Here is a 24,269-nt window from a genome sequence, read left to right as displayed (position 1 = left end):
GGAGGAGCTCTATGACAGAACTATTCAATATCAAAAAAGGTGATATAGTATCAATTACTGGAGCTGGTGGAAAAACATCTCTCATGTTTCATCTAGCTAATACACTTAAAAAAAATGGAACTGTCTTAATCGCTACAACCACAAAAATATTTAAACCAGAAATTACAGAAAATAATAGTTTTATTTTCATATATCCTGAGGAGATTTCAACTTTATCTCCTCAGGATAATTTTATACACATCTTTTGTCCAGAAATTATAAATAATAAAATTATGAGTGCTCAATTTGAAGATTTAAATGTGTTGAGAAAATATTTCGATTATATCTTGATAGAAGCTGATGGAAGTGCTAATAAAGCTTTAAAAGGTTGGAGAGATGATGAACCTAATATATATCCAAAATCTACTAAAACCATTGCTATAATAGATATTACAGCTCTACATAAAGATAAAAACGAAACAACTATCCATAGATTTGAACTTTTTCAAAAACAATACTTTAATTTTAATAAAACTATTGAAAAAAATGATTATATAGGTTATATTAATTCAAATATATTTTTTAATAATTCTTTAGGAGAAAAAATACTTTTTTTTAATAAAATAGAATCTTTAGATTCTTTTGGAAGTTTTTTAGATATTGTTAGCAAAATCGAGAATTTTGAAAATATTTACTTTGGTTCTATTTTTAGTAATAATTTTTTCAAATTTAAAAATGTAACTCCCATAGTTTTAGCTTCTGGTTTCTCAAAAAGATTTTTTGGTGACAAACTAAGCTATAAACTTAAAAATGGTAAAACAATTTTAGAAATGACTTTAACAAATATAAATAAAATAGATTTTAAAGAAAAAATTTTGGTTGGAAAAAATAATTTCCACTACGATCTATCTAAAAAATTTGGATTTAAATTTATTGAAAATAAAAATCCAGAACTTGGCCAAAGTCGTTCTGTTGTTTTGGGAACATCTGAAGCAACACTTCAAGGATTTATATTTATTCCTGGAGATATGCCCTTCTTAACAAGAGAATCTCTCCTAAAAATTATTTTTGAATTTCAAAAATATAATAAAATTATAGTTCCATTTATTAATGGAGAAAAAAGTGCCCCTATTTTATTTCCGAAAATCTACTTTAAAGATTTAACATCTTTAAAAGGAGATAGTGGCGGCCGAGAAATTTTAAAAAAAGAGGAATTTATAAAATGCAATTTTAAAAACTCGTTCGAGTTTTTTGATATAGATACACAAAATGATTTAAAAATATTAGAAACACTGGAGGAACAAATATGAAATTATTAGAGGAATACATCGAAAAATACGGGTCTGTGACTGATAGCTCAATCTTAAAGGTTGATAGCTTTATCAATCACCAAATTGATCCCGTTTTAATGATAGAGATAGGTGAAGAGTTTAAAAAACGTTTTGAAGGAAAAAATATCAATAAAATACTTACTATTGAAGCTTCTGGAATTGCTATTGGTATAGCTGCAGCTTATGCTTTTAAAGTTCCTATGGTATTTGCTAAAAAGAAAAAACCATCAACTATGGGTGATTCTTATAATGCAAACGTACACTCTTTCACTAAAAAAACTGATTATAACATCACAGTTTCAAAAGAATTCTTGTCTCCTGAAGACAATATTCTTGTTGTTGATGATTTCTTAGCTATGGGTAATGCTATTATTGGTTTAAAAAGCATCATTGAACAAGCTGGAGCTAATCTTGCTGGTGTTGGAATAGTTATTGAAAAAGGATTCCAACCAGGTGGTACAATATTAAAAGAGCAAGGAATCCACTTAGAATCCCTTGCTGTTATCGAATCATTAGAAAATAATATTATCACTTTAAGATAATCAATTAATTAGAGCCGGGAAAAATCCTAAAATTGTAAATACAATTACAATTAATAAGATTTTTCTTCGCTCTTTTTTTAATACTTCATTTTTATTCTCAATATCTTTTCCCTTATATTTCTCTTTCCAATAAACATACCCTATTACAGTTGCTAAAATATATCCTACTATATAACATATTACATCTGCTAAATCGAAAGTTCCTACAAAAGTTCCATGTCCTCCATAAATACCTTGAAAAATCTCTACTCCAACTATAGAAATAAATATTAAATTAAATATATACTGTGCTTGCTTATAATAATATCTATTATGTAGTATTGAAACTCCCATCGAAAACAACCACAATCCATCTGGAAGTGAATATATTACCCAATTTGGTATATGTTTTCTATAAACCCACACAATTTTTCTAATGGCTCTTACATATGGGTCTAAATATATCATCTCAATAAATTGATAATAAAACAATTTTCTACTTCTAAATAATAGATATATTAAAACTCCTAATGCGAATGATGACAATACAATAACTATTTTATTCAGTGATCTCTTTTCCAAAAATACCTTTTTCATTTAGATATCTCACCACTTTCTCCACACCTTCATCTAAAGTTTCATAAAATATCTCTGCATCATAACTATATTTTTCTATACTTTTTTGATAAAGTGGATCATAATATTCAACCATTAAAATCTCTGACAATTCTTTTATTTTATTTTCGGATAACATCTCTGAGTACTCTTTATACTTAGCTTTTGGTATATATCTCCCAACTTTATCTAAACACTCTTGCAACTCCTCTAATGTTGCCCCGGCATAGTCCTCATCTATTATTTGTAATCTATGTTCAATAGAAGTATCTAAAGCTATATGAATTCCTTCTGCTAAAGAATCAAATATATCATCTTGCACGTATACATTTCCTATTCTTTTACTTTCACTTTCAGCTAAAACATATTCTGGCTTTTTTGTATATAAAAAATCGAATACTGATGAATCAAATCTTTTTTGGCTCTGCTCTCTCTCCTCACAAACTCCTCCAAAAAATGATCCTTTATGATCCGCCATTTTTTCTAAATCTAAAACAGAGTACCCTCTTTCTTCTAAAGCTTTCAATATCTTTGTTTTTCCAATTCCTGTCTTTCCATGCAACACAAAATATTTTACACCTTTATTATATTCTCCAATATTTTTTAATATATATTGTCTATATGCTCTGTATCCACCCTCTAATTTCCAAGTTGTGTACCCTAGTGCTGCGAATAAAGCAGACATCGATCCACTTCTCATTCCTCCACGGGCACAATAAAACACAACTCTTCCTTTTGCATGTTTTTGTACTTCTTTAAATATTTCTGGCAATCTTTTAGAAATAGCCTCTATTCCTAACTCTTTTGCTTTTTCAGGAGAGACTTGTTTATATGCTGTCCCAACCTCAACTCTTTCCTCATCTAAAAGTAAAGGAATATTTATAGCTCCTGGAATCCCTTCCTCTTCAAATTCTTTTGGGGTTCTTACATCTATTAGAGTGTAGTTTCTCTCTTTTAATAAATCTTCGTATTTTACTATAACCATCTCTTCCTCCATTTTTTATCCTTATAGTATATTCTACTATGATTTTTAATAAAATTGAATATTATTTATATAAAAAAAAACTTTAATATGATAAAATTTATTATAAAAAAGGCTTTTTTTATAGAAAGGACGTTATGAAAACAAAAGCAAAAGAACTATTAAAAACTATTTATGGATATGATAATTTTAGAAAAGGACAAGAGATAATAATCAACAATGCTCTTTCAAAAAGAGATTCTTTAGGTGTTATGTCTACAGGAGGAGGTAAATCAATATGTTATCAAATACCTGCACTACTTTATCCTCATCTGACTATTGTAATCTCACCACTTATTTCTCTGATGAAAGATCAAGTTGATTCTTTAAAATATCTAGGTGTTAGAGCTGGTTTTTTAAACTCAACACTAACAAAAGAAGAGTATGTAAAGCTTATTTTAGGTATTAGAAATAAAAGTATTAAGCTATTGTATATTGCACCAGAAAGACTAATGAGTGATAAGTTTATAAATTTTATTAAAGATTTTCCAATTTCAATGATTGCAGTTGATGAAGCTCATTGTATATCTCAATGGGGACACGACTTTAGAAAAAGTTACCTGGAAATTCCTAAATTTTTAGATAAAATTAATCAACGTCCACAAATATTAGCTTTAACAGCAACCGCTACAAGTAAAGTTAGAAAAGATATTATTGAAAGACTAGCGTTACAAGCTCCAAAAATCTATGTTGATGGATTTGATAGAGACAATCTAACTTTTAAAGTTGAAAAAGGTGTTGTTCCAGAAGCATTTATATCTGAATACATTAAAAGAAACTCTAAAAAATCTGGTATAATATATGCGGCAACAAGAAAAGAAGTTGATAATTTATACAGTTATTTACTCCTTAAAGGATTTAATGTTGGAAAATATCATGCTGGATTAGATGAAAAAGAAAGAACTAATTTTCAAGATAAGTTTTTAAAAGATGATATCAAAATTATGATTGCCACAAATGCTTTTGGTATGGGGATAGATAAATCCAATGTAAGATATGTTATTCATCGAAATATTCCAAAAGATTTGGAGAGTTATTATCAAGAAGCTGGAAGAGCGGGAAGAGATGGTGCTCCATCGGAAGCTATTTTGCTATTCTTTGAAGAGGATGTTTCGACTCAGGAATTTTTAATTGAACAAAATGAAGAAAGTTCTAAAGAATTAAAAAGAACAAAACGAAAAAAACTGGATGCTATGATTGATTACGCCTATCTAGAAAGTTGCTATCGTGAATATATCTTAAAATACTTTGGTGACAAAAGAATAAAAAATTATTGTGGTAATTGTGGCAATTGTAAAAATTTTAAGGATATTCAATCTTTCACTTTAGATGCACAGAAAATTTTTTCATGTATCGGACGTACAAAAGAAAGTATTGGCATATCTACATTAACAAATATTTTAATGGGTAAAGTTGATAGTAAAATTGAGAGAAAAGAGTATTTTAAACTTTCTACATTCGGTATTATGTCGTCATATAATCGAATCAATTTAGAGGAATTTATTTACTATTTAATATCAGAAAATTACCTAGAACAAAGTGCTGGAAGCTTCCCTACTTTAAAATTAACAACTAAATCTTTTGAAGTTTTGAAAAATATTAAGGCTGTTTTTAGAAAATCTAACGAATCTGTTACATTCGATTATTTTGAAGATCCACTTTTCGAGACTTTAAACTCATTAAGAAAAGAGATTTCTGAAAAAGAAGGCGTTCCACCATATATCATTTTCTCAGATTTGACTCTTATGGAACTGGCTGAAAAAAAGCCTAGAAATCGTTGGGAGATGCTTAAAGTTCGTGGTATTGGTAATCAAAAATTTAAAAATTATGGAAACCTATTCTTAAAAACAATCAATCAACTTTCCCCACAAGAGATTGATATGTTGCATGTTGATAATATTATTGATGAAAAATATCTAGGTGAAAATCAACTTATAAATTTACGTAACTCCTTAAATATAAATATTACTACTGATGAATTGAAAGAGATTCTTATAAAAACTCTCTTTACAAACTAATTATGAGGTGAACTACATGTTATTTGAATTTTTTATAGCAAAAAAACATATCTTAGAACATAAAAAACAAAGTTTTATTGGTATTATTGGGATTGCTATAGGTATTATGGTTTTAACCGTCTCTATAGGTATATCTAACGGATTAAATAAAAATATGATCGATAGCATACTCTCTTTATCTAGTCATGTTACTATTATTGGGAATGAAAATATCAAAAACTATGATACTCTAGAAGATACTTTTAAAACATATTCTGAAGTCAAAGGAGTGATTCCTAAAGTTGCAACTCAAGGTATTGTTAAGTATAACGGAATTTTAGGTACATATGTATCTGGAGTTAAATTGGATGGTTTAGATTTAGGAAAAGCTATTCCTGCACTTAATTTAGAAAGTAAAATCAAAAGAGGAGATATTGATCTTTCAAATATGAAGGGTGTTATTATTGGTGACGAGCTTTTAAATAGAATTGCTGGATCAATCGGTGATTCTATAACTATTATTTCAGCTAATAATAAGGAGTTAGAACTTGAAATAATGGCAACTTTTCAAAGTGGTTACTATGATTATGATCTTTCTATGATTCTTTTACCACTTCGAACTGCTCAATATATGACTGAAAGAGATGAGACTGTAAGCTCTATTGACTTAATTTTAAATAATCCATATGATGCTGAGAAAGTTTCAAATAAAATTTATAGCGATACTGGTCTTTTTAACAGAACTTGGGGTAGCCTTAACCAAAACTTATTAAGAGCCCTTTCACTTGAAAAAACTGTTATGATAATAGGCTTTTCTTTAATTGTTATTATAGCTGGATTCGTTGTTTGGGTTATTTTAAATACTATGGTTAGAGAAAAAATAAGATATATTGGGATTATGAGATCTATGGGAATATCTCATAGCTCTGTTATTAAAATATTTTTAATCCAAGGTATTATTCTTGGAGCAACAGGAATCATCATTGGTGTCATTGTTTCCCTATTTTTACTTTGGTATATAAAAACATATTCTTTGCCAGGAATATCGTCGATATACTATCTAACTAAAGTTCCTATTGAATTATCTTTAAAAGAACTACTTACAATTATAGGAACTAATACAACTTTAATATTCTTATCAAGTATATTTCCTGCTTATAGAGCCGGAAAATTAAAAATTGTGGAGGCTTTAAGACATGACTAAAAATATCGTTCTAGAACTTAAAAATATTTGTAAAAATTATTCTACTAAAAACGAAACTTTAGAAATTATAAAAGACCTAAATCTTAAAATTGAAGAAGGGGATTTTATATCTATTCTTGGTCAATCTGGTTCTGGAAAAACAACACTTTTAAATCTGATTGGACTTTTAGATTCACCAACCTCTGGTGATATATATATTAATAATGAAAAAATCTCAATAAATAGCTCCACTATTGATTCTATTAGAAATAAAACTATTGGATTTGTTTTTCAATTTCATTATCTTTTACCTGAATTTACAGCTCTTGAAAATGTTATGATTCCTGCACTAACTCAAGATTTTTCCAAAAAAGAGGAAATTGAAAAAAGAGCTCTTCAACTATTAAAAGAGGTTGGCGTTGAACATAGAGCTAGTCATAAACCTACAGAGCTATCTGGTGGAGAAAAACAAAGAGTTGCTATAGCTAGAGCTCTTATTAATAATCCTAAAATTCTTCTACTTGATGAGCCTACTGGAAACTTAGATAATGAAACAAGTGAAAAAATTTTTAATATTTTCAAACAAATTAATGACAAAAAACGTCAAACAATTATAACAGTAACACATTCGAGAGAGCTTGCTGAAATATCTAATAAAAAATTATTCTTAAAAAAAGGAATTCTTTCAGAATAGCTGTATAGATAAACTAAGAAAGCTACATAAATATCCATAAGGGGTGGTTTGTATGAGAATAAACTATAATACTAACGGAGATCTTGTTATTACTGATGCCATCAAAAATCATTGTGAAAAGAACTTTTTTAAATTAAAAAAATTCTTTGATAACATTTTAACAGTTAACGTTACATTATCAGCTACAAAATCTAAATCAGGTCCTCTACAAAGAGTTGATGCGAGAGTCCATGTAAATGGAAATGTTATTAAGGGTGTTTATACAGATGATGATCTTTATAATGCGATAGATCGTGTAACTGAAATTTTAGCTAAACAAATCAAGAAACATAAAGAAAAATTAAGAGATAATAACCATGTTTCTCCTAATCTGAATATTGGTAAGAAAATTACCTTCGAACCTGGAGACAACTCAATAACTGTTCAATCTATAAAGAAAATAGAAAGTGTTACAGTTAATCCTAGACCTATGGATGTTGAAGAAGCAATATTACAATTAGAAGCTTTAAATAAAGATTTTTATGTATTCACTAATTCAGAATCAGGTGATATGAATATTGTTTATAAAAAAAGAAATGGAGATTACGGTCACGTAGAACCAGCTCACTTTTAAATATTTATGAGAATCCTAGTCCTACTAGGATTCTTTTTTATTTATAACAAATAAACTGGTTTATTTTATTCGTTAAATGTGGTAAAATATTATTATTGTAAACAAATTTATTATATATTAGGAGGTAAAATTGAAAAAAACAGATATTAAAATTGTCGATATCAAAAAAAGTTTCGACGGAGTTGATGTTTTGAAAAATATTAACTTAGAGATTAAAGATGGAGAGTTTTTTTCTATTTTGGGTCCATCTGGATGTGGTAAAACTACTCTTTTAAGAATGATTGCAGGATTTATAACTCCAGATAGTGGTGCAATCTATCTAGGAGATGAGAATATAGTTGATTTAGCCCCAAATAAGAGGAACGTTAATACAATCTTTCAAAAATATGCTCTATTTCCTCATTTAACAGTTTATGAAAATGTTGCTTTCCCATTAAGACTGAAAAAAATTGATGAAAAAACAATCGATGAAGAGGTTAAAAAATTTATTGAACTTGTAGATTTGAAGGAACATATCTACAAAAAACCAAATCAACTTTCTGGAGGTCAACAACAAAGAGTTTCTATAGCAAGAGCTCTTATAAATAAACCTGGAGTTTTATTATTAGATGAACCTTTATCAGCATTAGATGCAAAACTTAGACAAAATCTTTTGATTGAACTAGATAATATTCATGATGAAGTAGGAATTACATTTATCTTTATTACTCATGATCAGCAAGAAGCGTTATCTATCTCTGATAGAATAGCTGTTATGAATAAAGGAGAAGTATTACAAGTAGGAACTCCTGCTGAGGTTTATGAAGCTCCTGCTGATACTTTTGTAGCTGATTTTATCGGTGAAAATAACTTCTTTGATGGCATTGTTACAGAAATTTTTGATGAAACTTATGGTAAGATTCAAACGGAACATTTAGGAGAACTTATTTTTGAACTTGATAAAATAGTTAAAGTTGGAGATAAAATTAGAGTTTCTATCAGACCTGAAAAAATTAGGGTTTCTAAACAAATACCTACAGGGTTATCAGAAAAACACAATACTTTAAAAGTTTATGTTGATGAACTTATTTACTCTGGATTCCAAAGTAAATACTTTGTTTGGGTAAACGGAGATAAAAATCTATTATTTAAAGCTTTTAAACAGCATGCTGTTTACTTTGATGAAGATGATAATGATACAATACACTGGGATGAAGATGCTTATATTTCTTGGCATGCTGATGATAGTTTCTTAGTAGAGGTGATATAATTGAAAAAAATCTCTTCTGGAAGTTTATATAGTATTCCACTAACTTTATGGATGTCTGTATTTTTTGTTATTCCTATGCTAATCGTTTTAAGCTATGCTTTTTTAACTAAAGGTACTTATGGTGGAGTTCAAATGATCTTTACCTTAAAGAACTTCAATGTATTTTTTGAACCTGTATTTCTAAAAATACTTCTTAGAACTACTTATATCTCAGCTATTGTAACTATTTTAACTGTTACTTTAGCTATTCCAACGGCTTATTTTATAGCTAGGTCAAAATTCAAACAAGAACTTCTTATTCTTGTTATTATTCCGTTTTGGACTAACTTTTTAATAAGAATCTATGCTTGGATATCTATTTTAGGTTCTAATGGTTTTTTAAATACTTTTTTAATGAAATTAGGAATCATTGACGCTCCTTTAAAGCTTCTTTATAATACAAGCTCTGTAATTTTAATCACGGTATATACTAGTTTACCGTTTGCAATATTACCACTATATGCTATTATTGAGAAATTTGATTTCGCTTTAGTTGAAGCAGCTAGAGATTTGGGAGCAACTAATGCTCAAGCTTTTAGAAAGGTATTTTTACCAAATATAAAATCTGGTATTATTACAGCAGTCTTATTTACATTTATTCCATCTATGGGATCTTACGCTATTCCAAAACTAGTAGGAGGTACAAAGGCAACTATGCTTGGTACTGTTATCGCTCAACATCTTACTGTGACTAGAAACTGGCCTTTAGCTTCAGCTATTTCGGCTATGCTTATTTTAATTACATCAATCGCTCTCTTAATTTTTATGAGAGTTGAAAAAAAGTCTAAGGAGGTTGACGATGAATAAGAGAAGAACATCACTATTTTTCTTCATTTTATCTATGATATTCTTTTATTTGCCTCTGTTAATTCTTGTAATCTACTCTTTCAATGAGGGAAGATCAAGTACTTGGCAAGGATTTTCTTTAAAATGGTACGAAGAGTTATTCCTTTATTCTGATAACATTTGGAAAGCATTTAAATATAGTTTATTCATTGGAATTATTTCGAGCACTACTTCTACATTAATTGGAACTCTTGGGGCTATTGGATTACACTGGTATAACTTTAAACATAAAAACTATTTAAAAGTTATAACATTCCTTCCTTTAGTTATTCCAGATATTATCTTAGGGGTTTCACTTCTGATTATGTTTGCAACAGTTAAACTACAATTAGGATTAACAAGTATTTTCATAGCTCATACAACATTTAATATTCCATTTGTTTTGTTTATAGTTTTATCAAGACTTGGAGAATTTGATTACTCTATTGTTGAAGCTGCTTATGATTTAGGCGCAAATGAGATGCAAACATTAAAAAAAGTAATTCTTCCAATGCTTACACCTGCTATTGTTTCAGGATTTTTAATGTCATTAACTTTATCACTAGATGATTTCGTTACTACATTCTTCGTTGCTGGACCAGGTTCTTCTACTCTACCTTTAAGAATTTACTCAATGATTAGATTAGGGGTTTCGCCAGTTGTCAACGCATTATCAGTTTTACTTATTGTTTTATCTATAGCACTTACTCTTTCAACAAAAAGTTTACAAAAGTACTTTGTAAAATAGGTTCTTATATAGTATAATACTAGCAGTAAATACAGGAGGGTACATATGAAAAAAATCATTAAATTACTATCTCTAGTGATGTTATTAGTTGTTGTAACAGCTTGTTCATCTACTAGTAAGACTCAAGCGGTAAAATATAACAATATTAGAGCTACATTTGTTACAACTCAAGGAGATATTAGTTTCTATTTATATCCTGAAGCTTCACCAATAACTGTAGCTAATTTTATAAATCTTGCTAAAAGAGGATTCTATGACAATACAAAAATACATAGAGCCGTTGAAAACTTTGTAGTTCAAGGTGGAGACCCTACTGGTAGAGGAGATGGAGGTCCTGGTTACTCTATTCCTGATGAATTTTCTAAATGGTTAGACTTCTACCAACCTGGAATGTTAGCTATGGCTAATACTGGTCCTGAAACTGGAGGTTCTCAGTTCTTCTTCACTCTTTATCCTGCTGACTGGTTAAACAATAAACACACTATATTTGGAGAGTTTATTGATGAAAAAGACTTTAACAACATTAAAAAGCTTGAAGTTGGAGATGTTATTAAAGAGATTAGATTCTCAGGAGATATTGACTTGTTCTTATCACTACATAAATCACAAGTTGAAGAATGGAATGCTATTTTAGATAAAGAGTTTCCAAACTTAAAAAAATATCCAATAAAAGATAGATCTGAATTCAGTGGAGATGTTCAAGCTTATTATGATGAATTAAAAGTAATCTATGCTAAAAAAGATACTAAAACTGAAGAAGAGAAAGAATGGCTTATACCTAGATTTATTAGAGCAACTGAAAAGAAGATAAAAGAAACTAAAAATAATTAAAATAAAAAAGAGGCAATGCCTCTTTTTTATTTAACTCTTCTAATCATATCCATGGCTTCAAATCCACCATCTAAAGTTACTCTTACAACTGAATTTGGATTAGCTGCTGCTACTTCCTCTTCTCCAGATTTAGTTATTAATGTCATTTTTGGCATAGTTATAACTCTTGGTTTTCCTGAAGTTGTTATAACCTCTAAAGACTCACCTTCTAAAACTCTATTTCTAATACCTAATACGTATTCATTATCTCCAATCTTCTCCTCAATTTTTGCAACTAATTGATGAGTTTGACTATATGAATTTCTGTCGTTGTAGTTATTAGCTTCTTCTCCTGGTTGCCCATGGTAGAATCCTTGAGTATATGATCTATTTGAAGTTGATTGAATCTCTTCCATCCAAGTCGGATCGTATTCATACTCTCCAGAATAGTATTTATTTAATGCGTCTTTATATACTTTTACAGCATTTGAAACATAATAAATACCCTTCATTCTTCCCTCTATTTTAAGTGAATCCACACCTAAATCTAGAATCTTATCTATTATTTCTATTGTACATAAATCTTTCGAGTTGAATATATAAGTTCCTCTCTCATCTTCATAAACAGGCATATATTCATTCGGTCTAGTTTCTTCAACTAAGTTATACTTCCATCTGCATGATTGAGCACAATCTCCTCTATTAGCATCTCTACCAGTCATATAGTTACTTAATAGACATCTTCCTGAAATAGACATACACATAGCTCCATGCACAAATACTTCTAGCTCAATATCAGGTACTTTAGCTCTAATTTCAGCTATATTATCTAATGAAATCTCTCTTGCTAAAACTACTCTTTTAGCTCCTAAATCTTTCCACATTTTTACTGAACGCCAGTTTGTATTACTTGCTTGAGTACTTACACTTATGTTTAAGTTTGTATGTTCTTTTACAACTTGGAATACTCCTAAGTCTGCAACTATAACTCCATCTACTCCAATTTTCTCTAGATACATTACATAATCTGGTAATAAATCTAGTTCATCGTTATGAGGTATTATATTTAATGCCACATACACCCTTTTCTCCATAGAGTGTGCATAATCTACTGCCTCTTTTAACTCCTCGTCATTAAAGTTATGACTTCCAGCTCTTAAGTTAAACATCTTTCCACCTAAGAATACTGCATCTGCTCCATAGTGGAAAGCCATTTTTAACTTTTCCATATTTCCTGCTGGAGCTAATAATTCTGCTCTTTTCATTCTTTTCTCTCACCTTTCTCTATTCAACCTTAGTTGTGTAATCTCCAAACTTTGTAATTTCATGGAAGAACTTCAAGTTCACAGTACCAACCGGTCCATTTCTTTGCTTCCCTATAATAACTTCAGTTATACCTCTTTGCTCTGATTCATCATTATAGTAATCATCTCTATATAAAAATACAACCATATCCGCATCTTGCTCAATTGCTCCTGATTCTCTTAAATCCGATAGCATTGGTCTTCTATCAGCTCTTTGTTCTGGAGCACGAGATAGCTGTGATAAAGCTACTATTGGGATATCTAATTCTCTTGCTATACCTTTTAGAGATCTCGAAATATCTGAAATCTCTTGCTGTCTATTATCTGATTTTCCACTTGTTCCTTTTATAAGTTGTAGATAATCTATTAAGATCATATCTAATCTTCCTGCAGCTTTTAATCTTCTAGCAATCGATCTAATCTCTAAAACATTTACATTCGGAACATCTGCTATATTGATTTCAGCATTCGCTAATTTTCCACTAGCTATTCCTAATTTTCCCCAATCATCTTCACCTAAGAAACCATTTCTTATTTTTTGTAATCCTATTCCAGCTTCTATTGCTAGAAGTCTTTGTAATAATTGTGAGCTAGACATCTCTAGACTGAATACTAAAACGCCTTTACCAGCCTTCATTGCTGCATTTAAAGCTAAGTTAAGTGCAAAGGCTGTCTTACCCATTGATGGTCTTGCTGCAAGAATTACTAAGTCTGATGGATGGAATCCACTAGTCATTTCATCAAAATGTTTAAATCCACTTGATATTCCTGTTGTTACACCTTTATTTTGAAGAAGTTGTTCTAATCTTTCAAACTCATTAGTTACCACTTCTTTTAAGCTTATTATATCTTTTGATTCTTTGCTTTCGGCAACTTTAAATATCATTCCCTCAGCTTTATCTAAAATAGTATCCACATCTTCGTAACCTTCATAAGTCATCTCTACTATCTTAGTTCCTATATCTCCAAGTTTTCTTAAAGTAGCTTTCTCTTTTATAATCTTTGCATAAGTTAAAATATTTGCAGCCGTTGGGACTTCTTCTATTATCTCATAGAATATAGCCTCTCCACCAATATCATCAAACTTATCTTTTCTTTTTAATCTATCCATTACTATAATTGGATCGATTGATTCTCCAGAATTATAAACCTCTTGCATCACTTCAAAAATTATTTTATGAGCCATTTTATAAAAATCTGCTGAATGAATTACCTCTATTACTTCACTAAATATATCTGGTTTTAAAAATATTCCTCCTAAAACAGATCTTTCAGCTTCTAAACTACTTGGAATTTTTCTAAGTTTTTCTATATCTTCCATATTTCACTATCCTTTTATTACCACTAAAACCTCAGCCTTTACATCTGTATGTAATTTTACAACTACTTTGTGTTCTCCTAAGCTTTTAATAGTGCACTCTATTTTTTTTCTATCAATATCTAATCCAAACTCTTTTTTTAGTTCTGCTGAAATCTCTTTATTAGTTATTGCACCAAATAGCTTTCCGTTATCTCCAATTTTTGCAGTTACTGCTAGTTTCTTGCTTTCTAATAGAGCTTTTATCTCTATTGATTTTTTCTTTTCTTCTTCTGCTTTTTTCGCATCTTTTAATTTTTTATTCTCTATCTTTTTTAACTCTTCTGGAGTTGCTACTATACCTTTATTATTTTTTAATAGGAAGTTTTTTGCATAACCTTCAGAAACACTTACAATTTCTCCTTTTCTTCCTTGTCCTGCCACATCTGCTGTTAAAATTACTTGTATCTTTGACATAAAAATTCCTCCTAAATTATCTTCTTGTTTTTACTATTTTTATTTTTATTCCACTTGCTAATCCACCAAAAATAAATGCAAATTCCGGAGAGATTATCGCTAAGAAAACTCCTACTGTGAAACATAAAGATTGTTTTTTTACTTTTTCATTCAATGTTCCCGCAACTATTTTTATAAAATACATTATATAAATAATCTTTAAAACTTCTACTGTATTTTCTATAACTATTCCTTTAAATTGAGTGTATTCTTTTATAAAGAACAATACTACATACGGTATTAGCCACATATATGATGCTTCCCAATTCATAAAATTTTCTTTATTTAAAAAATAATTTGTTAAAAATACTGTCATTCCCATATATGCAAAAATTAAATATATAAAATTCTCTTTCATAAATTTAAAAGCCATATCAACTTCATATTGAGTAAACGTTGTCTTTTGTACATACATATTTTTTAGATTTTCAAACCCTATATTAAATCCGACTCTATTAAAATATATATATGCACAAACTAAAGAACCCACTATCAAACTCGTAATAAAAATTTTATCAAACTCACCTAATTTTTCACCATATTTTTTAAATAAATAATACAATAATTCTATTAGACAAAAAACTCCTATATAAGTAATAAGATAGTTTACATCTACCCAAGCTATAGCAGCTAAAGCTATAATGTTTGCTATAATTTTTGTTTTCATATCTGCATTTTCTAATTTTTTTATTTTGTAAAAAGGTAATACCCAACTTAGAAAAGGCATCAGTGTTGAAACTAAAAATAAGGCTGCTATTATTACTCCTGTTATCAAAAACATTGTTCCTCCTAAATACATTCAGGATAATTATACCATAAAGGTAGAGTTTTGTTAAGCTATATTATTTCTCCTCCAAAAAAATCTATTATTTTTTTAGAGAAATCCTCTCCCTCTACTTTCTCTTTACTTCTATTAACCTCTTGTAATTCATATTTTATCATAATTTTTGTTTTTAAAACTTTTCTAACTACATCTAAGAATAATGATCTATAAGGTTCTGATTCCATCATATTTTTAGCAAAACTTTGATCATTTGAAAAACCTACAATTAAAGTGTTGTTTGTAAAATCTTTAAAATATGCTTTAACTAAAAATGCTCCAAATGTTATTTTAGTTTTTTTCGCTTCATCAACTATTTTATTCCACGAACCTTTTACCTCTTCATATGACAATTTTGTAATAGTTTGTGACTCTTCAATTTTATCTGTTAAAGAATTTTCAAATATCTCTACTGGTTCTTGAACTTTTTCGATTATTTTCTCTACTATAATCTCTTTTTCTTTCTTCTCTGTAAGTCTATTCAGAATTACATACCCTACAAGCCTTTTATCCTCTTCATGACGGAATTTAGATAGTATATCGTATATTGTATCTATTATTTCTAATCCTTTTTGAATATCTAAGTCACCTTTTATCATTCTATCTTTTGATCTTTTTGCTAAATCTTTAAAAAATAATTCTATATCAATAGAGTTCTTCCAAATATCTTCTAATAGCTCAATCCCCTCAGAATAATTTGATTTTTCTATAACTGAAATAAATTGATCTATTATTTTTATAGGTGTTATTCCTAAAACATCTTCCGTCTTTTCAATTTCAATAGTTTTGTCTTCTGTATTTATCATCAATCTCTCTAATATTGAGATTGAATCTCTCATACTTCCACCAGAAGCTTCATATATAGCTACTAAGCTTGCTTCATCTATTACATAGCCTTCACTATTGACAATATATAAAAGTTTTTCTCTCATATCTTTATAATTTACACTTTTAAAGTCATATCTTTGACATCTAGAAATAATTGTTGGCAATATTTTATCGGGTTCTGTAGTTGCTAAAATAAATAGGACATGTTCTGGCGGTTCTTCTAAAGTTTTTAATAGGGCGTTGAATGCTTCTTTTGTTAGCATATGAACTTCATCTATTATATAAACTTTCTTCCTACCTTTTGTAGGACTATAGTTTATTTTTTCTTTTAGCTGTCTTATTTCATCTATTCCTCTATTTGATGCTGCATCAATCTCTATTAAATCTAAAAAGTTTCCTGATGAAATCTCCTTACAATTTTCACAGATATTACAAGGTGTATCCGTTATTCCATTCGTCAAACAATTCAAACCCTTTGCCATCAATCTAGCTATAGATGTTTTTCCAACACCACGAGGTCCTGTAAATAAATAAGCGTGTGCTAATCTGTTTGATTTTAAAGAGTTTTTTAGAGTTTGAACAATTTCATGTTCTCCAGCTATCTCTTCAAAACCTTTAGGTCTATATTTTCTATATAATGTTACGTGCATTTTTCCTCCTAAGGCTTAGATTTTACTCTAAGCCATAGTTATTCATCTTAGTTCTTAATGTATTTCTCGTTATTCCAAGTAATTCAGCAGTTTCAACTTTTTTACCACTTGTAATCTCTAAAACTTGACGTATTAACTCTTTTTCTACTTTTGATATGATTATCCCATAATAGTTATTCTGTTTATTGTTTTTTAATCCTAAAAGTTCTCCCTCTATCCAATCTGTCAATACCCAACTTTGGTTATCTCCTTTTCTTTTAGAGATTTTATTTCCCGTTACATTTCCTGGTAACTCCTCTATTAATATAGAACTTCCTCTGCAAAGAGCAACTGCTGATTTTATCGCATTTTTTAATTCATTTACATTCCCTGGCCAGTCATATCTCATTATCTTCTTCATCGCAGGTTTACTAACACCCTTAACTGATTTATGTAGCTCCCCGTTGCAGCTAGCTAGATAATGATCGATAATAAATGGAATATCATCTTTTCTATCTCTTAAAGGAGGAATGTTAATTTCTAATATTTTTAACTTATTATATAGCTCATCAATAAACATTTTCTTATTTATTAATTCCTCTAAATTCTCACTTGTTGTTGCAACAATTCTTATATCCATCTCTATCGGTTCTGATCCTCCCATTCTGAAGAACTCACCCTCTTGTAAAAGATATAAAATTTTAGATTGCATATCTAAACTTAATGATTCAATATTTCCTAAATGTAACGTTCCGCCATTGGCTTTCTCTAAATCTCCTACTTGTAAGAAAGCTGCCCCCTCAAAGGCACCTTTCTCATATCCAAATAGTTTTCTCTCCAATAAGTTATTTTGGAAAGAAGTACAGTTAACTGTTAAAAATGGTTTTGAACTCCAATCACTAAATTGATGAATTGCAGTTGCCACACTACTTTTTCCTGTTCCTTTCTCTCCCACAACAAGAACAGGTATTCTACTATTAGAAACTCTACCAATCATTTTGTAAACTTCAACAATCTCTTTCGTTTGTCCTATCAGTTTATCACCAGTATTCTTGTTTCTATCCACTCTTTCAGCTAAAAGTTTATGATCTTTAACTGCTTTTTCTAAGATTTTATTAACATCTTTCGGACTAATTGGTTTTAAAATATAGTCATATGCTCCAGCTTTTATAACTCCCGCAACTAATTTTAAATTAGATGTTTCTCCCATTATTATAATTACTGATCTTTTATGTGTTTCCGTAATTTTCTTTACAAGGTTTACTAAAGCATCTTGTTGTAAGTTTGTTTCATCTATCACAACTGCTTCATATTTTCTCTCTTTTAATAATTCCATAAAAGAGCTTATATTTTCTGCAAACCTCAATTCATTTTCAAAATTACTTTCTAACTCGTCTTTTAATTCATTTTCTAATCTAAATCCTAAAAGAGTCAAATCTCTTCACCATCCTCTAATTTTTACTTCTAATTAGAAGCCCCCAATAATTTAAAGCTATATTCTAATGTTACATTCCCTTTTATATTTAATCCATTTTTTGTTAAATATATTCTCCAAGTTCTTGCAATCTCTTCAATAGCCATGTTTATCTCTGGAACTCCACTACCCTTTTCTATAAATACTGATGTCACTTTTCCAGCTTCATCTATTTGTATTTTTAATAATACTCTACCCTGCATTCCTCTCAATTGAGCCGCTTCCGGATATCTTGGTTCTCTATTATTTTGATCCCATCTAGCTACAACGTCACCATCTTCAACTCCAAGCCTATAACCACTTGGTAAGCCATCAGCTCCATTTTTTTCAACCATTGTCTTAAATCCTAACTCTTCTTCTCCCTCACCTTCGAAGGCTAATTCCCTAGAACTATTATCTAATTGATACTCCATTGTTTTTTCTAAAACATTTTCATCTTTAGATATTCTTATATCTTTTGTTGGATCAACTGTTGGTCTTTTTTGAATCTCTTCTAAACTTTTTTTGTCTAAGAGTTCATTTTTTAAATCACTATTTATCTCTCTTGCTGAAGGTGTATCTATTGCTAAAAACTCTGTTTCTCTTTTTGTTATATTTTTAGCTAAATCATCTAACGATAACTTTTTAACTTCTTTTACTTCTGGTTTTGCTTCTATTGGTTTTGGTTCCTCTTTAGGAACAACCTTTTTTTCTTCTTTTTTCTCCTCTTTTACAGGAGTAACCTTCTTTTTAGGTTCCGGTTTTGTTGTCGTTTTTTTTGTTGTCGTTTCAAGTGTTACTAATCCTACTTTTAACTTCTTATCAACTATTTCATCTATCTTAATTCCCGGGATTAAAAACAAAATAAGAAGGTTTATTACTATTGATAATATAAGTATTTTTAAATCACTATTTTGTCTCTTCATAGATGTGCACCTACTTTCCAGGCGAAGCTGTATCTATATCTAAAGAGATAGCTCCCGCCTCTTTGGCTGCTGTCATAGCTTCTACAATTATACCATGGTTTACACTCTTATCTGCACTTATAATGACATTTTTATCATCTGATTCTGCTAACTTCTGAGCTAAAGCATTTTTCATATCTCTAGCATTTATTTTATCTCTCTTACTTGTTCCCTTATCTTTATAACTTATAAAATACTCTCTATCTTTAGTTATAATAAGCTGTAATTCATTAACTGGTTTAGCACTTTTTACAGTAGATGTAGGTAAATCTATTTTTATACTACTATTTACATCTTCAAATGTTGTTGCAACTAAGAAGAAGATTAATAGTAAAAATACTACGTCTATTAAGGGAGTTAATTCAAGGATTAAAGAATTACCTGATCTTCTTTTAATTCTGTTAAGTTTCATGCTCCCCCTCCTCTATTTTCTGAAGTAGTTTATTAGTTCCGCACTACCTTTTTCCATATCATTTATTTGGTCATCAATTTTTTTATTGAAGTAGTTATATAAAATGATTGATGGAATCGCTACAAATAATCCACCTGCTGTTGTTAATAGAGCTTGAGATATTCCACTTGCTAACACTGAAGCATCTCCTGTTCCGTGTACCGATACAGCTTGGAACGCTTTTATCATCCCTGTAACTGTTCCTAACAGTCCAATCAACGGTGTCGTATGAGCAACTACTGATAGTAACCACATATTTTTTTCTAACTTTGGAATTTGTGCTAAAGCGATTTCTCTTGCCTTTTCCTCTAAAGTTTCAACGTTTGTACTTCTTGTTTTATACCAATAGATTAAAACTTCTTTGATTACTTTTGCAGTTGAACTTTTTTGATTTCCTAAAGCTGTGATAGCTCCTTTAATATCATTTTTTTCAATTGCATTACGTAATATAGGTCTTATTCTTGACATATCTATATTTTCATTCATTTTAAAATAAATCGCTCTTTCAATAATTGCATAAACACCTAATATTGACATAAAAATTATAAAATACATAAGTATTCCACCATTTACTAACCAGTACATTCTAGAACCTCCTAATTTTTCTCTCGCAATTTTATTATAATGCTATTCCTAATGTTACTAAAGCTACAACCCCTATTATATACTTCCATATTGGAGTTTTAGTTTCTGTTTCTGTTAAGCTTTTATTTAAAGAGTCATTATTTTCATTTAATTGAATAACTTGTTTTTGATCTTTAAATTTATCTGCATTTATATTTGTATCCTCTATTTTTATAACTTTCTTTTCAAGTTGAACATTACTTTCTTTTGGATAGTTTTCTAATTGCTCCTTATTAACTCCTGTTACCTGTTTGTCAATAATAACATCCTCATTAGCAAAAACTCCTAAAGATAAAATCATTAATCCTGTAATAACTAATTTTTTCATATGTTCTCTCCTCCGTTAAAAAAATCTTTGTATTTTTCAGAAAGACTTGCATTCTCTCTTTTTAACTGCTCATAGTACTTCTTTGCGTTATCTTTTTTCTCAATTTTTAAATTTAAGAAAATTAATTTCTCTAAGAAATAATCTTTATTTTTGCTCTCTGTTTTTAAAAGTTCATCATACTGTGCTATTGCATCTGTAAAACTATTCAACCCTTCGTATGCTTCAGCAGATCTTATTTTTGATTCTAATGCAAACTCACTTGTTGGATATAAAAGATATAGTTTAGTATAATTTCTTACAGCTTCATTTAATAATCCTGTTTCTTTTTCTATATTTGCTACTTGGAATAAAGCTTTATCCTTGTATGCACTACTTTCTAGTAAAATAACCGAATCATAATATGGCTTTGCGTTACTATAATCTTTCTTTGTAAAGTAATAATCTCCTAAACCTATTGCAGCATAATCTTTATACGACGAACTAGATGTTAACTTTTCAAATTCGACTTTAGCTTCCTCTATTTTTTTCTCCCTTTGTAAATGGTTAGCCATATAATAACTTTTTTTATCATCATTCGTTATCTTATTTATCCATTCTAACTCTTTTTGAAGATTTTTAGTACTTTGAGATAACTCTATAACTTTCATAAGTGATTTCTCTTTCAATGTTTCATCTTTTGTCTCACTATAAAGTTTTTCATAAGTTTTTAAACTGTTTGAACTATTTCCAGAAATACCGTATAACTCTCCCTCCATTAAAAGTATATTATCTTTTAATCTTGAGTTAGGATATAAACTTATGAATTCTTTACTTTTTATTTCAAACTCTTTATTGTCCTTTAATAAATATAATGAAGATATTTGCCAATAAAGACCTTTTTCTTTGTATTCAGGATTTTTTGATTCCTGGGCACTTATCTTATAAGCATCTATAGCTTCTTTATATTTTTTCTCTGTATAATAAGTTTCTCCTATTTGGAATTGAGCATAATCTCCCATACTTGAAACTAACTTTAATTTTTCAAAATATTCTCTAGCTTTTTCTGGATTATCTAATCTAAAATAACTTATTGCCACTTTATCAACTACATCTTCTAAAGCAAAAAGATTATCTCCAGCTATATAACTTTCACCCGATGAAATAGCGTCCTCATATTTTTCCCAAAGGAAATAATTTTTTATTACATTATAATTAGCTTTTTCATATAGTGCTTTGTCTGCTGATTGAGTATTATTTACAATCTGCTTAAAATACATATCCGCTTCTTCATATCGTCCCATACCCATGGTAGCAATTCCTTTCTGGTATGTATTTTCTAAAGAAGCATCTTGCATATTTAAATATTGCATAACTTCATTATACTTTTTCTGAGCAATCATAACTTCAATCAAATTCGAAACTATATCAGAATCCCTATTTGTTGCTAAGTAATCTTTATATAAATTTACTGCCGCTTCACCTTTACCTTCAGCTAAAAGATTATCTGAAGTTATTATTGTTATGTTTTTCTTATATTCTTGATCTCCTGGGTATTTAGAATTAAACTCTGATATTGATGTGTTTAAAGCTCCTCTATCTTTTGTTTTGCTCAATGTTACAATTAATCTATATAAAGATTCTTTTGTTGGAGCAATAGTATTGTTTTTTCTATAGTAATCTTCAGCTATTTTAAATTCGCCTTCTTCAAAAGCAGATGCTGCAACTAAATTGTTGATTGCAATCTCTTCCTCTCTTTTCAAGTTTAATCCTGTAAGTAAATTTCTATTTCCTAAAACCCATTTATAGTTTTTATTTAAATATTCAATTGAAAGTTGATAGTATATACTCTCGTTTTTATATTTTGTTGTGTATAATCGTCTAAAGTTCTCTAATGAACTTCTATAATCTTTCATTCTATATTGTGAAAGAGCTATTCCATATATTACATCGATATCTTTATTTGTAATTTTATTATAGTATTCTAAAGCTTTATCATTTGAACCTCTAACTATGTAAAAGTCACCAAAACTTTTTAGAGCTGTATTATACAATTTTGGATCAGAAGCCAATGTTGACAATATACTCTCTGCTTCTTTTGAATTTCCTTGCTTTAAATAAATTTCTATCATCGTTAAAATTGATAGTGTTTTGTATTCTGAATTACTTTTACTATCTTTCACTTTTCTAAAATGATTTAGAGCTTTTGTTGATTCATTCGTTTTGTAATATGAAGATCCGTATAAGTAATCAACTAATTCCTGATTTATTCCGACTTTTCCACCTCTATAATACTCATCTAAATAAACAATTGTTTTTATATATTGAGAATTATTATATGCAGCTAAAGCAAGATTTAAAACAACATCCTCATAATTTTTTCCCTGTAAACTAAGCGCACTTGTGAGTTCTCTTTGTGCTCTAATATAATCCTTATTATCCATATAGCCTTTTCCAACAGCTAAAAGAGCTTCTTCATAATCATTTTTACCTTCTACAGTAGTTTTATTTATTAAGTTTGCAGCCTTAGTTGCTGTCTCAAAATCTTTCAATCCAATATATGATTTAGTTAAATATAGATAAATATTATTTGTTTCATTTTGAGTTAATTTTAACTCTTTTAAACATCCATTTAAAGTATTTATAGACTCTTGGTATCTTCCTTCTACATAATACACTTGCCCCATTCTTATTCTGATATTTTTGATATACTTTGAACGAGGATATTTTGTTATAAAATTATTTGACTCTTGAAGTGCCATAGAATATTTTTTTTGAAGAAATAATTCGTCTAAGAATTTAATATCTTCTTTTTCAGAAGCTAACAATCCTGAACATATTAGAACTCCAGCTATAAATAGTTTAAGTTTTCTCACCTTGTCCCCACCTCTCTTAATACCTTTCTTATTTCACTCACAGCTACCCTTGTATTCTTACATGGTCCTTCCACTATTCTATTAAATAAGCCATATACTGGCATTGGAAATGAATCTCGAATTCCCGAAGTTAAATCTCTTTTACAAGCTATAGCTATAACTAGATTTGGTCTATACTCTTTTAAATACATTCGTGCCAATGTTCCTCCAGTGGCTACTTTCACATTAATATTACTAAACTCATCTTGAATCTTTACAATTTCAGAAATGTCACAAAGTCCACACTTTTTACAATTCTCTACATTATTTGTTATTTTTAAATTACAATCATATTTTTGAATGCAATGAGGTAATAATATTGCAATTTTATTTATTTGAGTTTTTTTTATATAATTCAATACTTTTTTGTTATTAAATTTGATAAATTTTTTTGCACTATTATTGTCAGTGTGATTTTTAAATAGTAACTCTTCCAGTAAACACCTGAAATAGTGAAGTTCATAAATGATTTTTAAGATATAAAATTTGCTCATTATTTCTCCTTAAATGAAAAAATATTATCCAAATTATACCATAA

The 24,269-nt window shown here is 29.0% G+C and carries 24 protein-coding genes; 10 read left to right on the top strand and 14 right to left on the bottom strand.

The window, feature by feature from the left end; all coding sequences use genetic code 11:
• The first annotated feature begins 11 nt into the window (after positions 1 to 11).
• Both yqeC and L992_RS02925 read left to right on the top strand, forming a co-directional pair.
• Positions 12 to 1,289, top strand: a complete 1,278-nt coding sequence (gene yqeC, locus L992_RS02930; RefSeq protein ID WP_047394282.1) for a selenium cofactor biosynthesis protein YqeC — start codon at positions 12 to 14, stop codon at positions 1,287 to 1,289.
• Positions 1,286 to 1,852 (top strand): xanthine phosphoribosyltransferase, encoded by a 567-nt coding sequence (locus L992_RS02925; RefSeq protein ID WP_047381990.1) that lies wholly within the window; start codon positions 1,286 to 1,288, stop codon positions 1,850 to 1,852. Before yqeC ends, L992_RS02925 begins: the two co-directional genes overlap by 4 nt.
• On the opposite strand, the gene L992_RS02920 is transcribed toward L992_RS02925, so the two are convergent.
• A complete protein-coding gene (locus tag L992_RS02920; protein WP_052193884.1) occupies positions 1,853 to 2,428 on the bottom strand; it encodes a hypothetical protein in 576 nt (191 codons plus the stop codon). It abuts the gene before it with no gap.
• A complete protein-coding gene (mnmH, locus tag L992_RS02915; protein ID WP_047394280.1) occupies positions 2,391 to 3,431 on the bottom strand; it encodes a tRNA 2-selenouridine(34) synthase MnmH in 1,041 nt (346 codons plus the stop codon). Before mnmH ends, L992_RS02920 begins: the two co-directional genes overlap by 38 nt.
• Before the next feature lie 134 nt (positions 3,432 to 3,565).
• On the opposite strand from mnmH, the gene recQ reads away from it, so the two are divergent.
• The 8 genes from recQ to L992_RS02875 all read left to right on the top strand — a co-directional run bounded on the left by recQ (position 3,566) and on the right by L992_RS02875 (position 11,646).
• Positions 3,566 to 5,485, top strand: coding sequence for a DNA helicase RecQ (gene recQ, locus L992_RS02910; protein ID WP_047381993.1), 1,920 nt, complete (start codon positions 3,566 to 3,568; stop codon positions 5,483 to 5,485).
• 16 nt (positions 5,486 to 5,501) lie between these two features.
• On the top strand, positions 5,502 to 6,668 hold the full coding sequence (locus L992_RS02905; protein ID WP_047394278.1) for an ABC transporter permease: 1,167 nt from the start codon (positions 5,502 to 5,504) through the stop codon (positions 6,666 to 6,668).
• Positions 6,661 to 7,341 (top strand): ABC transporter ATP-binding protein, encoded by a 681-nt coding sequence (locus tag L992_RS02900; protein WP_047381997.1) that lies wholly within the window; start codon positions 6,661 to 6,663, stop codon positions 7,339 to 7,341. Before L992_RS02905 ends, L992_RS02900 begins: the two co-directional genes overlap by 8 nt.
• 52 nt (positions 7,342 to 7,393) lie before the next feature.
• The gene (gene hpf, locus L992_RS02895) at positions 7,394 to 7,954 is read left to right on the top strand and encodes a ribosome hibernation-promoting factor, HPF/YfiA family (protein WP_047381999.1); all 561 of its coding nucleotides are present in this window, start codon (positions 7,394 to 7,396) and stop codon (positions 7,952 to 7,954) included.
• 130 nt (positions 7,955 to 8,084) lie between these two features.
• Positions 8,085 to 9,203: an ABC transporter ATP-binding protein gene (locus L992_RS02890; RefSeq protein ID WP_047382001.1), complete on the top strand. Its 1,119-nt coding sequence runs from the start codon at positions 8,085 to 8,087 to the stop codon at positions 9,201 to 9,203.
• The gene (locus L992_RS02885) at positions 9,204 to 10,049 is read left to right on the top strand and encodes an ABC transporter permease (protein ID WP_047382003.1); all 846 of its coding nucleotides are present in this window, start codon (positions 9,204 to 9,206) and stop codon (positions 10,047 to 10,049) included.
• Complete coding sequence (locus L992_RS02880) at positions 10,042 to 10,815, top strand: ABC transporter permease (RefSeq protein WP_047382005.1); 774 nt, start codon at positions 10,042 to 10,044, stop codon at positions 10,813 to 10,815. The genes L992_RS02885 and L992_RS02880 overlap by 8 nt, the downstream gene beginning before the upstream one ends.
• Positions 10,816 to 10,860: 45 nt before the next feature.
• The gene (locus L992_RS02875) at positions 10,861 to 11,646 is read left to right on the top strand and encodes a peptidylprolyl isomerase (protein WP_047382007.1); all 786 of its coding nucleotides are present in this window, start codon (positions 10,861 to 10,863) and stop codon (positions 11,644 to 11,646) included.
• 26 nt (positions 11,647 to 11,672) lie between these two features.
• Here the strand turns inward: L992_RS02875 and L992_RS02870 are convergent, their stop codons facing one another.
• Genes L992_RS02870 through L992_RS02815 form a run of 12 tightly spaced genes read right to left on the bottom strand, consistent with a single transcriptional unit; the run spans position 11,673 to position 24,225 of the window.
• Complete coding sequence (locus L992_RS02870) at positions 11,673 to 12,890, bottom strand: U32 family peptidase (protein WP_047383516.1); 1,218 nt, start codon at positions 12,888 to 12,890, stop codon at positions 11,673 to 11,675.
• A gap of 19 nt (positions 12,891 to 12,909) precedes the next feature.
• On the bottom strand, positions 12,910 to 14,250 hold the full coding sequence (gene dnaB, locus L992_RS02865; RefSeq protein ID WP_047383518.1) for a replicative DNA helicase: 1,341 nt from the start codon (positions 14,248 to 14,250) through the stop codon (positions 12,910 to 12,912).
• 6 nt (positions 14,251 to 14,256) lie between these two features.
• Positions 14,257 to 14,703, bottom strand: coding sequence for a 50S ribosomal protein L9 (gene rplI / locus L992_RS02860; protein WP_047383519.1), 447 nt, complete (start codon positions 14,701 to 14,703; stop codon positions 14,257 to 14,259).
• A 16-nt stretch (positions 14,704 to 14,719) separates the two neighbouring features.
• Positions 14,720 to 15,523, bottom strand: coding sequence for a hypothetical protein (locus L992_RS02855; protein WP_047394275.1), 804 nt, complete (start codon positions 15,521 to 15,523; stop codon positions 14,720 to 14,722).
• A gap of 56 nt (positions 15,524 to 15,579) precedes the next feature.
• Positions 15,580 to 17,040 carry a DNA polymerase III subunit gamma/tau gene (gene dnaX, locus L992_RS02850; protein WP_047383524.1) on the bottom strand — a complete coding sequence of 487 codons (1,461 nt, stop codon included), beginning with the start codon at positions 17,038 to 17,040 and terminating at the stop codon, positions 15,580 to 15,582.
• A 22-nt stretch (positions 17,041 to 17,062) separates the two neighbouring features.
• The gene (locus L992_RS02845; RefSeq protein WP_047383526.1) at positions 17,063 to 18,454 is read right to left on the bottom strand and encodes a sigma-54 dependent transcriptional regulator; all 1,392 of its coding nucleotides are present in this window, start codon (positions 18,452 to 18,454) and stop codon (positions 17,063 to 17,065) included.
• Positions 18,455 to 18,483: 29 nt separating this feature from the next.
• Positions 18,484 to 19,398 carry an energy transducer TonB gene (locus tag L992_RS02840; RefSeq protein ID WP_047383527.1) on the bottom strand — a complete coding sequence of 305 codons (915 nt, stop codon included), beginning with the start codon at positions 19,396 to 19,398 and terminating at the stop codon, positions 18,484 to 18,486.
• 10 nt (positions 19,399 to 19,408) lie between these two features.
• A complete protein-coding gene (locus L992_RS02835) occupies positions 19,409 to 19,849 on the bottom strand; it encodes a biopolymer transporter ExbD (protein ID WP_047383529.1) in 441 nt (146 codons plus the stop codon).
• Between the two features lie 12 nt (positions 19,850 to 19,861).
• Complete coding sequence (locus L992_RS02830; RefSeq protein ID WP_047383531.1) at positions 19,862 to 20,473, bottom strand: MotA/TolQ/ExbB proton channel family protein; 612 nt, start codon at positions 20,471 to 20,473, stop codon at positions 19,862 to 19,864.
• Positions 20,474 to 20,507: 34 nt separating this feature from the next.
• Positions 20,508 to 20,840: a hypothetical protein gene (locus tag L992_RS02825; RefSeq protein WP_047383533.1), complete on the bottom strand. Its 333-nt coding sequence runs from the start codon at positions 20,838 to 20,840 to the stop codon at positions 20,508 to 20,510.
• Positions 20,837 to 23,692 carry a hypothetical protein gene (locus tag L992_RS02820; RefSeq protein WP_047394272.1) on the bottom strand — a complete coding sequence of 952 codons (2,856 nt, stop codon included), beginning with the start codon at positions 23,690 to 23,692 and terminating at the stop codon, positions 20,837 to 20,839. Before L992_RS02820 ends, L992_RS02825 begins: the two co-directional genes overlap by 4 nt.
• Entirely contained in the window at positions 23,689 to 24,225 is a 537-nt protein-coding gene (locus L992_RS02815; RefSeq protein ID WP_047394270.1) for a DUF116 domain-containing protein, read from the bottom strand. Before L992_RS02815 ends, L992_RS02820 begins: the two co-directional genes overlap by 4 nt.
• Positions 24,226 to 24,269 lie beyond the last annotated feature (44 nt).

It is taken from the genome of Cetobacterium sp. ZOR0034 (genome assembly GCF_000799075.1).
Classification (GTDB): Bacteria; Fusobacteriota; Fusobacteriia; order Fusobacteriales; family Fusobacteriaceae; genus Cetobacterium_A.
The sequence above is the reverse complement of the archived record's forward strand: the minus strand, read 5'-3'. Positions and strand labels throughout refer to the sequence as shown.

Bases quoted from the DNA above. Each gene is read 5' to 3' on its own strand.
- dnaB (WP_047383518.1), bottom strand. From the start codon at position 14,250: ATGGAAGATATAGAAAAACTTAGAAAAATTCCAAGTAGTTTAGAAGCT.
- L992_RS02905 (WP_047394278.1), top strand. From the start codon at position 5,502: ATGTTATTTGAATTTTTTATAGCAAAAAAACATATCTTAGAACATAAA.
- L992_RS02840 (WP_047383527.1), bottom strand. From the start codon at position 19,398: ATGAAGAGACAAAATAGTGATTTAAAAATACTTATATTATCAATAGTA.
- L992_RS02880 (WP_047382005.1), top strand. From the start codon at position 10,042: ATGAATAAGAGAAGAACATCACTATTTTTCTTCATTTTATCTATGATA.
- yqeC (WP_047394282.1), top strand. From the start codon at position 12: ATGACAGAACTATTCAATATCAAAAAAGGTGATATAGTATCAATTACT.
- L992_RS02900 (WP_047381997.1), top strand. From the start codon at position 6,661: ATGACTAAAAATATCGTTCTAGAACTTAAAAATATTTGTAAAAATTAT.
- L992_RS02835 (WP_047383529.1), bottom strand. From the start codon at position 19,849: ATGAAACTTAACAGAATTAAAAGAAGATCAGGTAATTCTTTAATCCTT.
- mnmH (WP_047394280.1), bottom strand. From the start codon at position 3,431: ATGGTTATAGTAAAATACGAAGATTTATTAAAAGAGAGAAACTACACT.
- hpf (WP_047381999.1), top strand. From the start codon at position 7,394: ATGAGAATAAACTATAATACTAACGGAGATCTTGTTATTACTGATGCC.
- dnaX (WP_047383524.1), bottom strand. From the start codon at position 17,040: ATGCACGTAACATTATATAGAAAATATAGACCTAAAGGTTTTGAAGAG.
- recQ (WP_047381993.1), top strand. From the start codon at position 3,566: ATGAAAACAAAAGCAAAAGAACTATTAAAAACTATTTATGGATATGAT.
- L992_RS02870 (WP_047383516.1), bottom strand. From the start codon at position 12,890: ATGAAAAGAGCAGAATTATTAGCTCCAGCAGGAAATATGGAAAAGTTA.
- L992_RS02830 (WP_047383531.1), bottom strand. From the start codon at position 20,473: ATGTACTGGTTAGTAAATGGTGGAATACTTATGTATTTTATAATTTTT.
- L992_RS02815 (WP_047394270.1), bottom strand. From the start codon at position 24,225: ATGAGCAAATTTTATATCTTAAAAATCATTTATGAACTTCACTATTTC.
- L992_RS02825 (WP_047383533.1), bottom strand. From the start codon at position 20,840: ATGAAAAAATTAGTTATTACAGGATTAATGATTTTATCTTTAGGAGTT.
- L992_RS02855 (WP_047394275.1), bottom strand. From the start codon at position 15,523: ATGTTTTTGATAACAGGAGTAATAATAGCAGCCTTATTTTTAGTTTCA.
- L992_RS02925 (WP_047381990.1), top strand. From the start codon at position 1,286: ATGAAATTATTAGAGGAATACATCGAAAAATACGGGTCTGTGACTGAT.
- L992_RS02875 (WP_047382007.1), top strand. From the start codon at position 10,861: ATGAAAAAAATCATTAAATTACTATCTCTAGTGATGTTATTAGTTGTT.
- L992_RS02920 (WP_052193884.1), bottom strand. From the start codon at position 2,428: ATGAAAAAGGTATTTTTGGAAAAGAGATCACTGAATAAAATAGTTATT.
- rplI (WP_047383519.1), bottom strand. From the start codon at position 14,703: ATGTCAAAGATACAAGTAATTTTAACAGCAGATGTGGCAGGACAAGGA.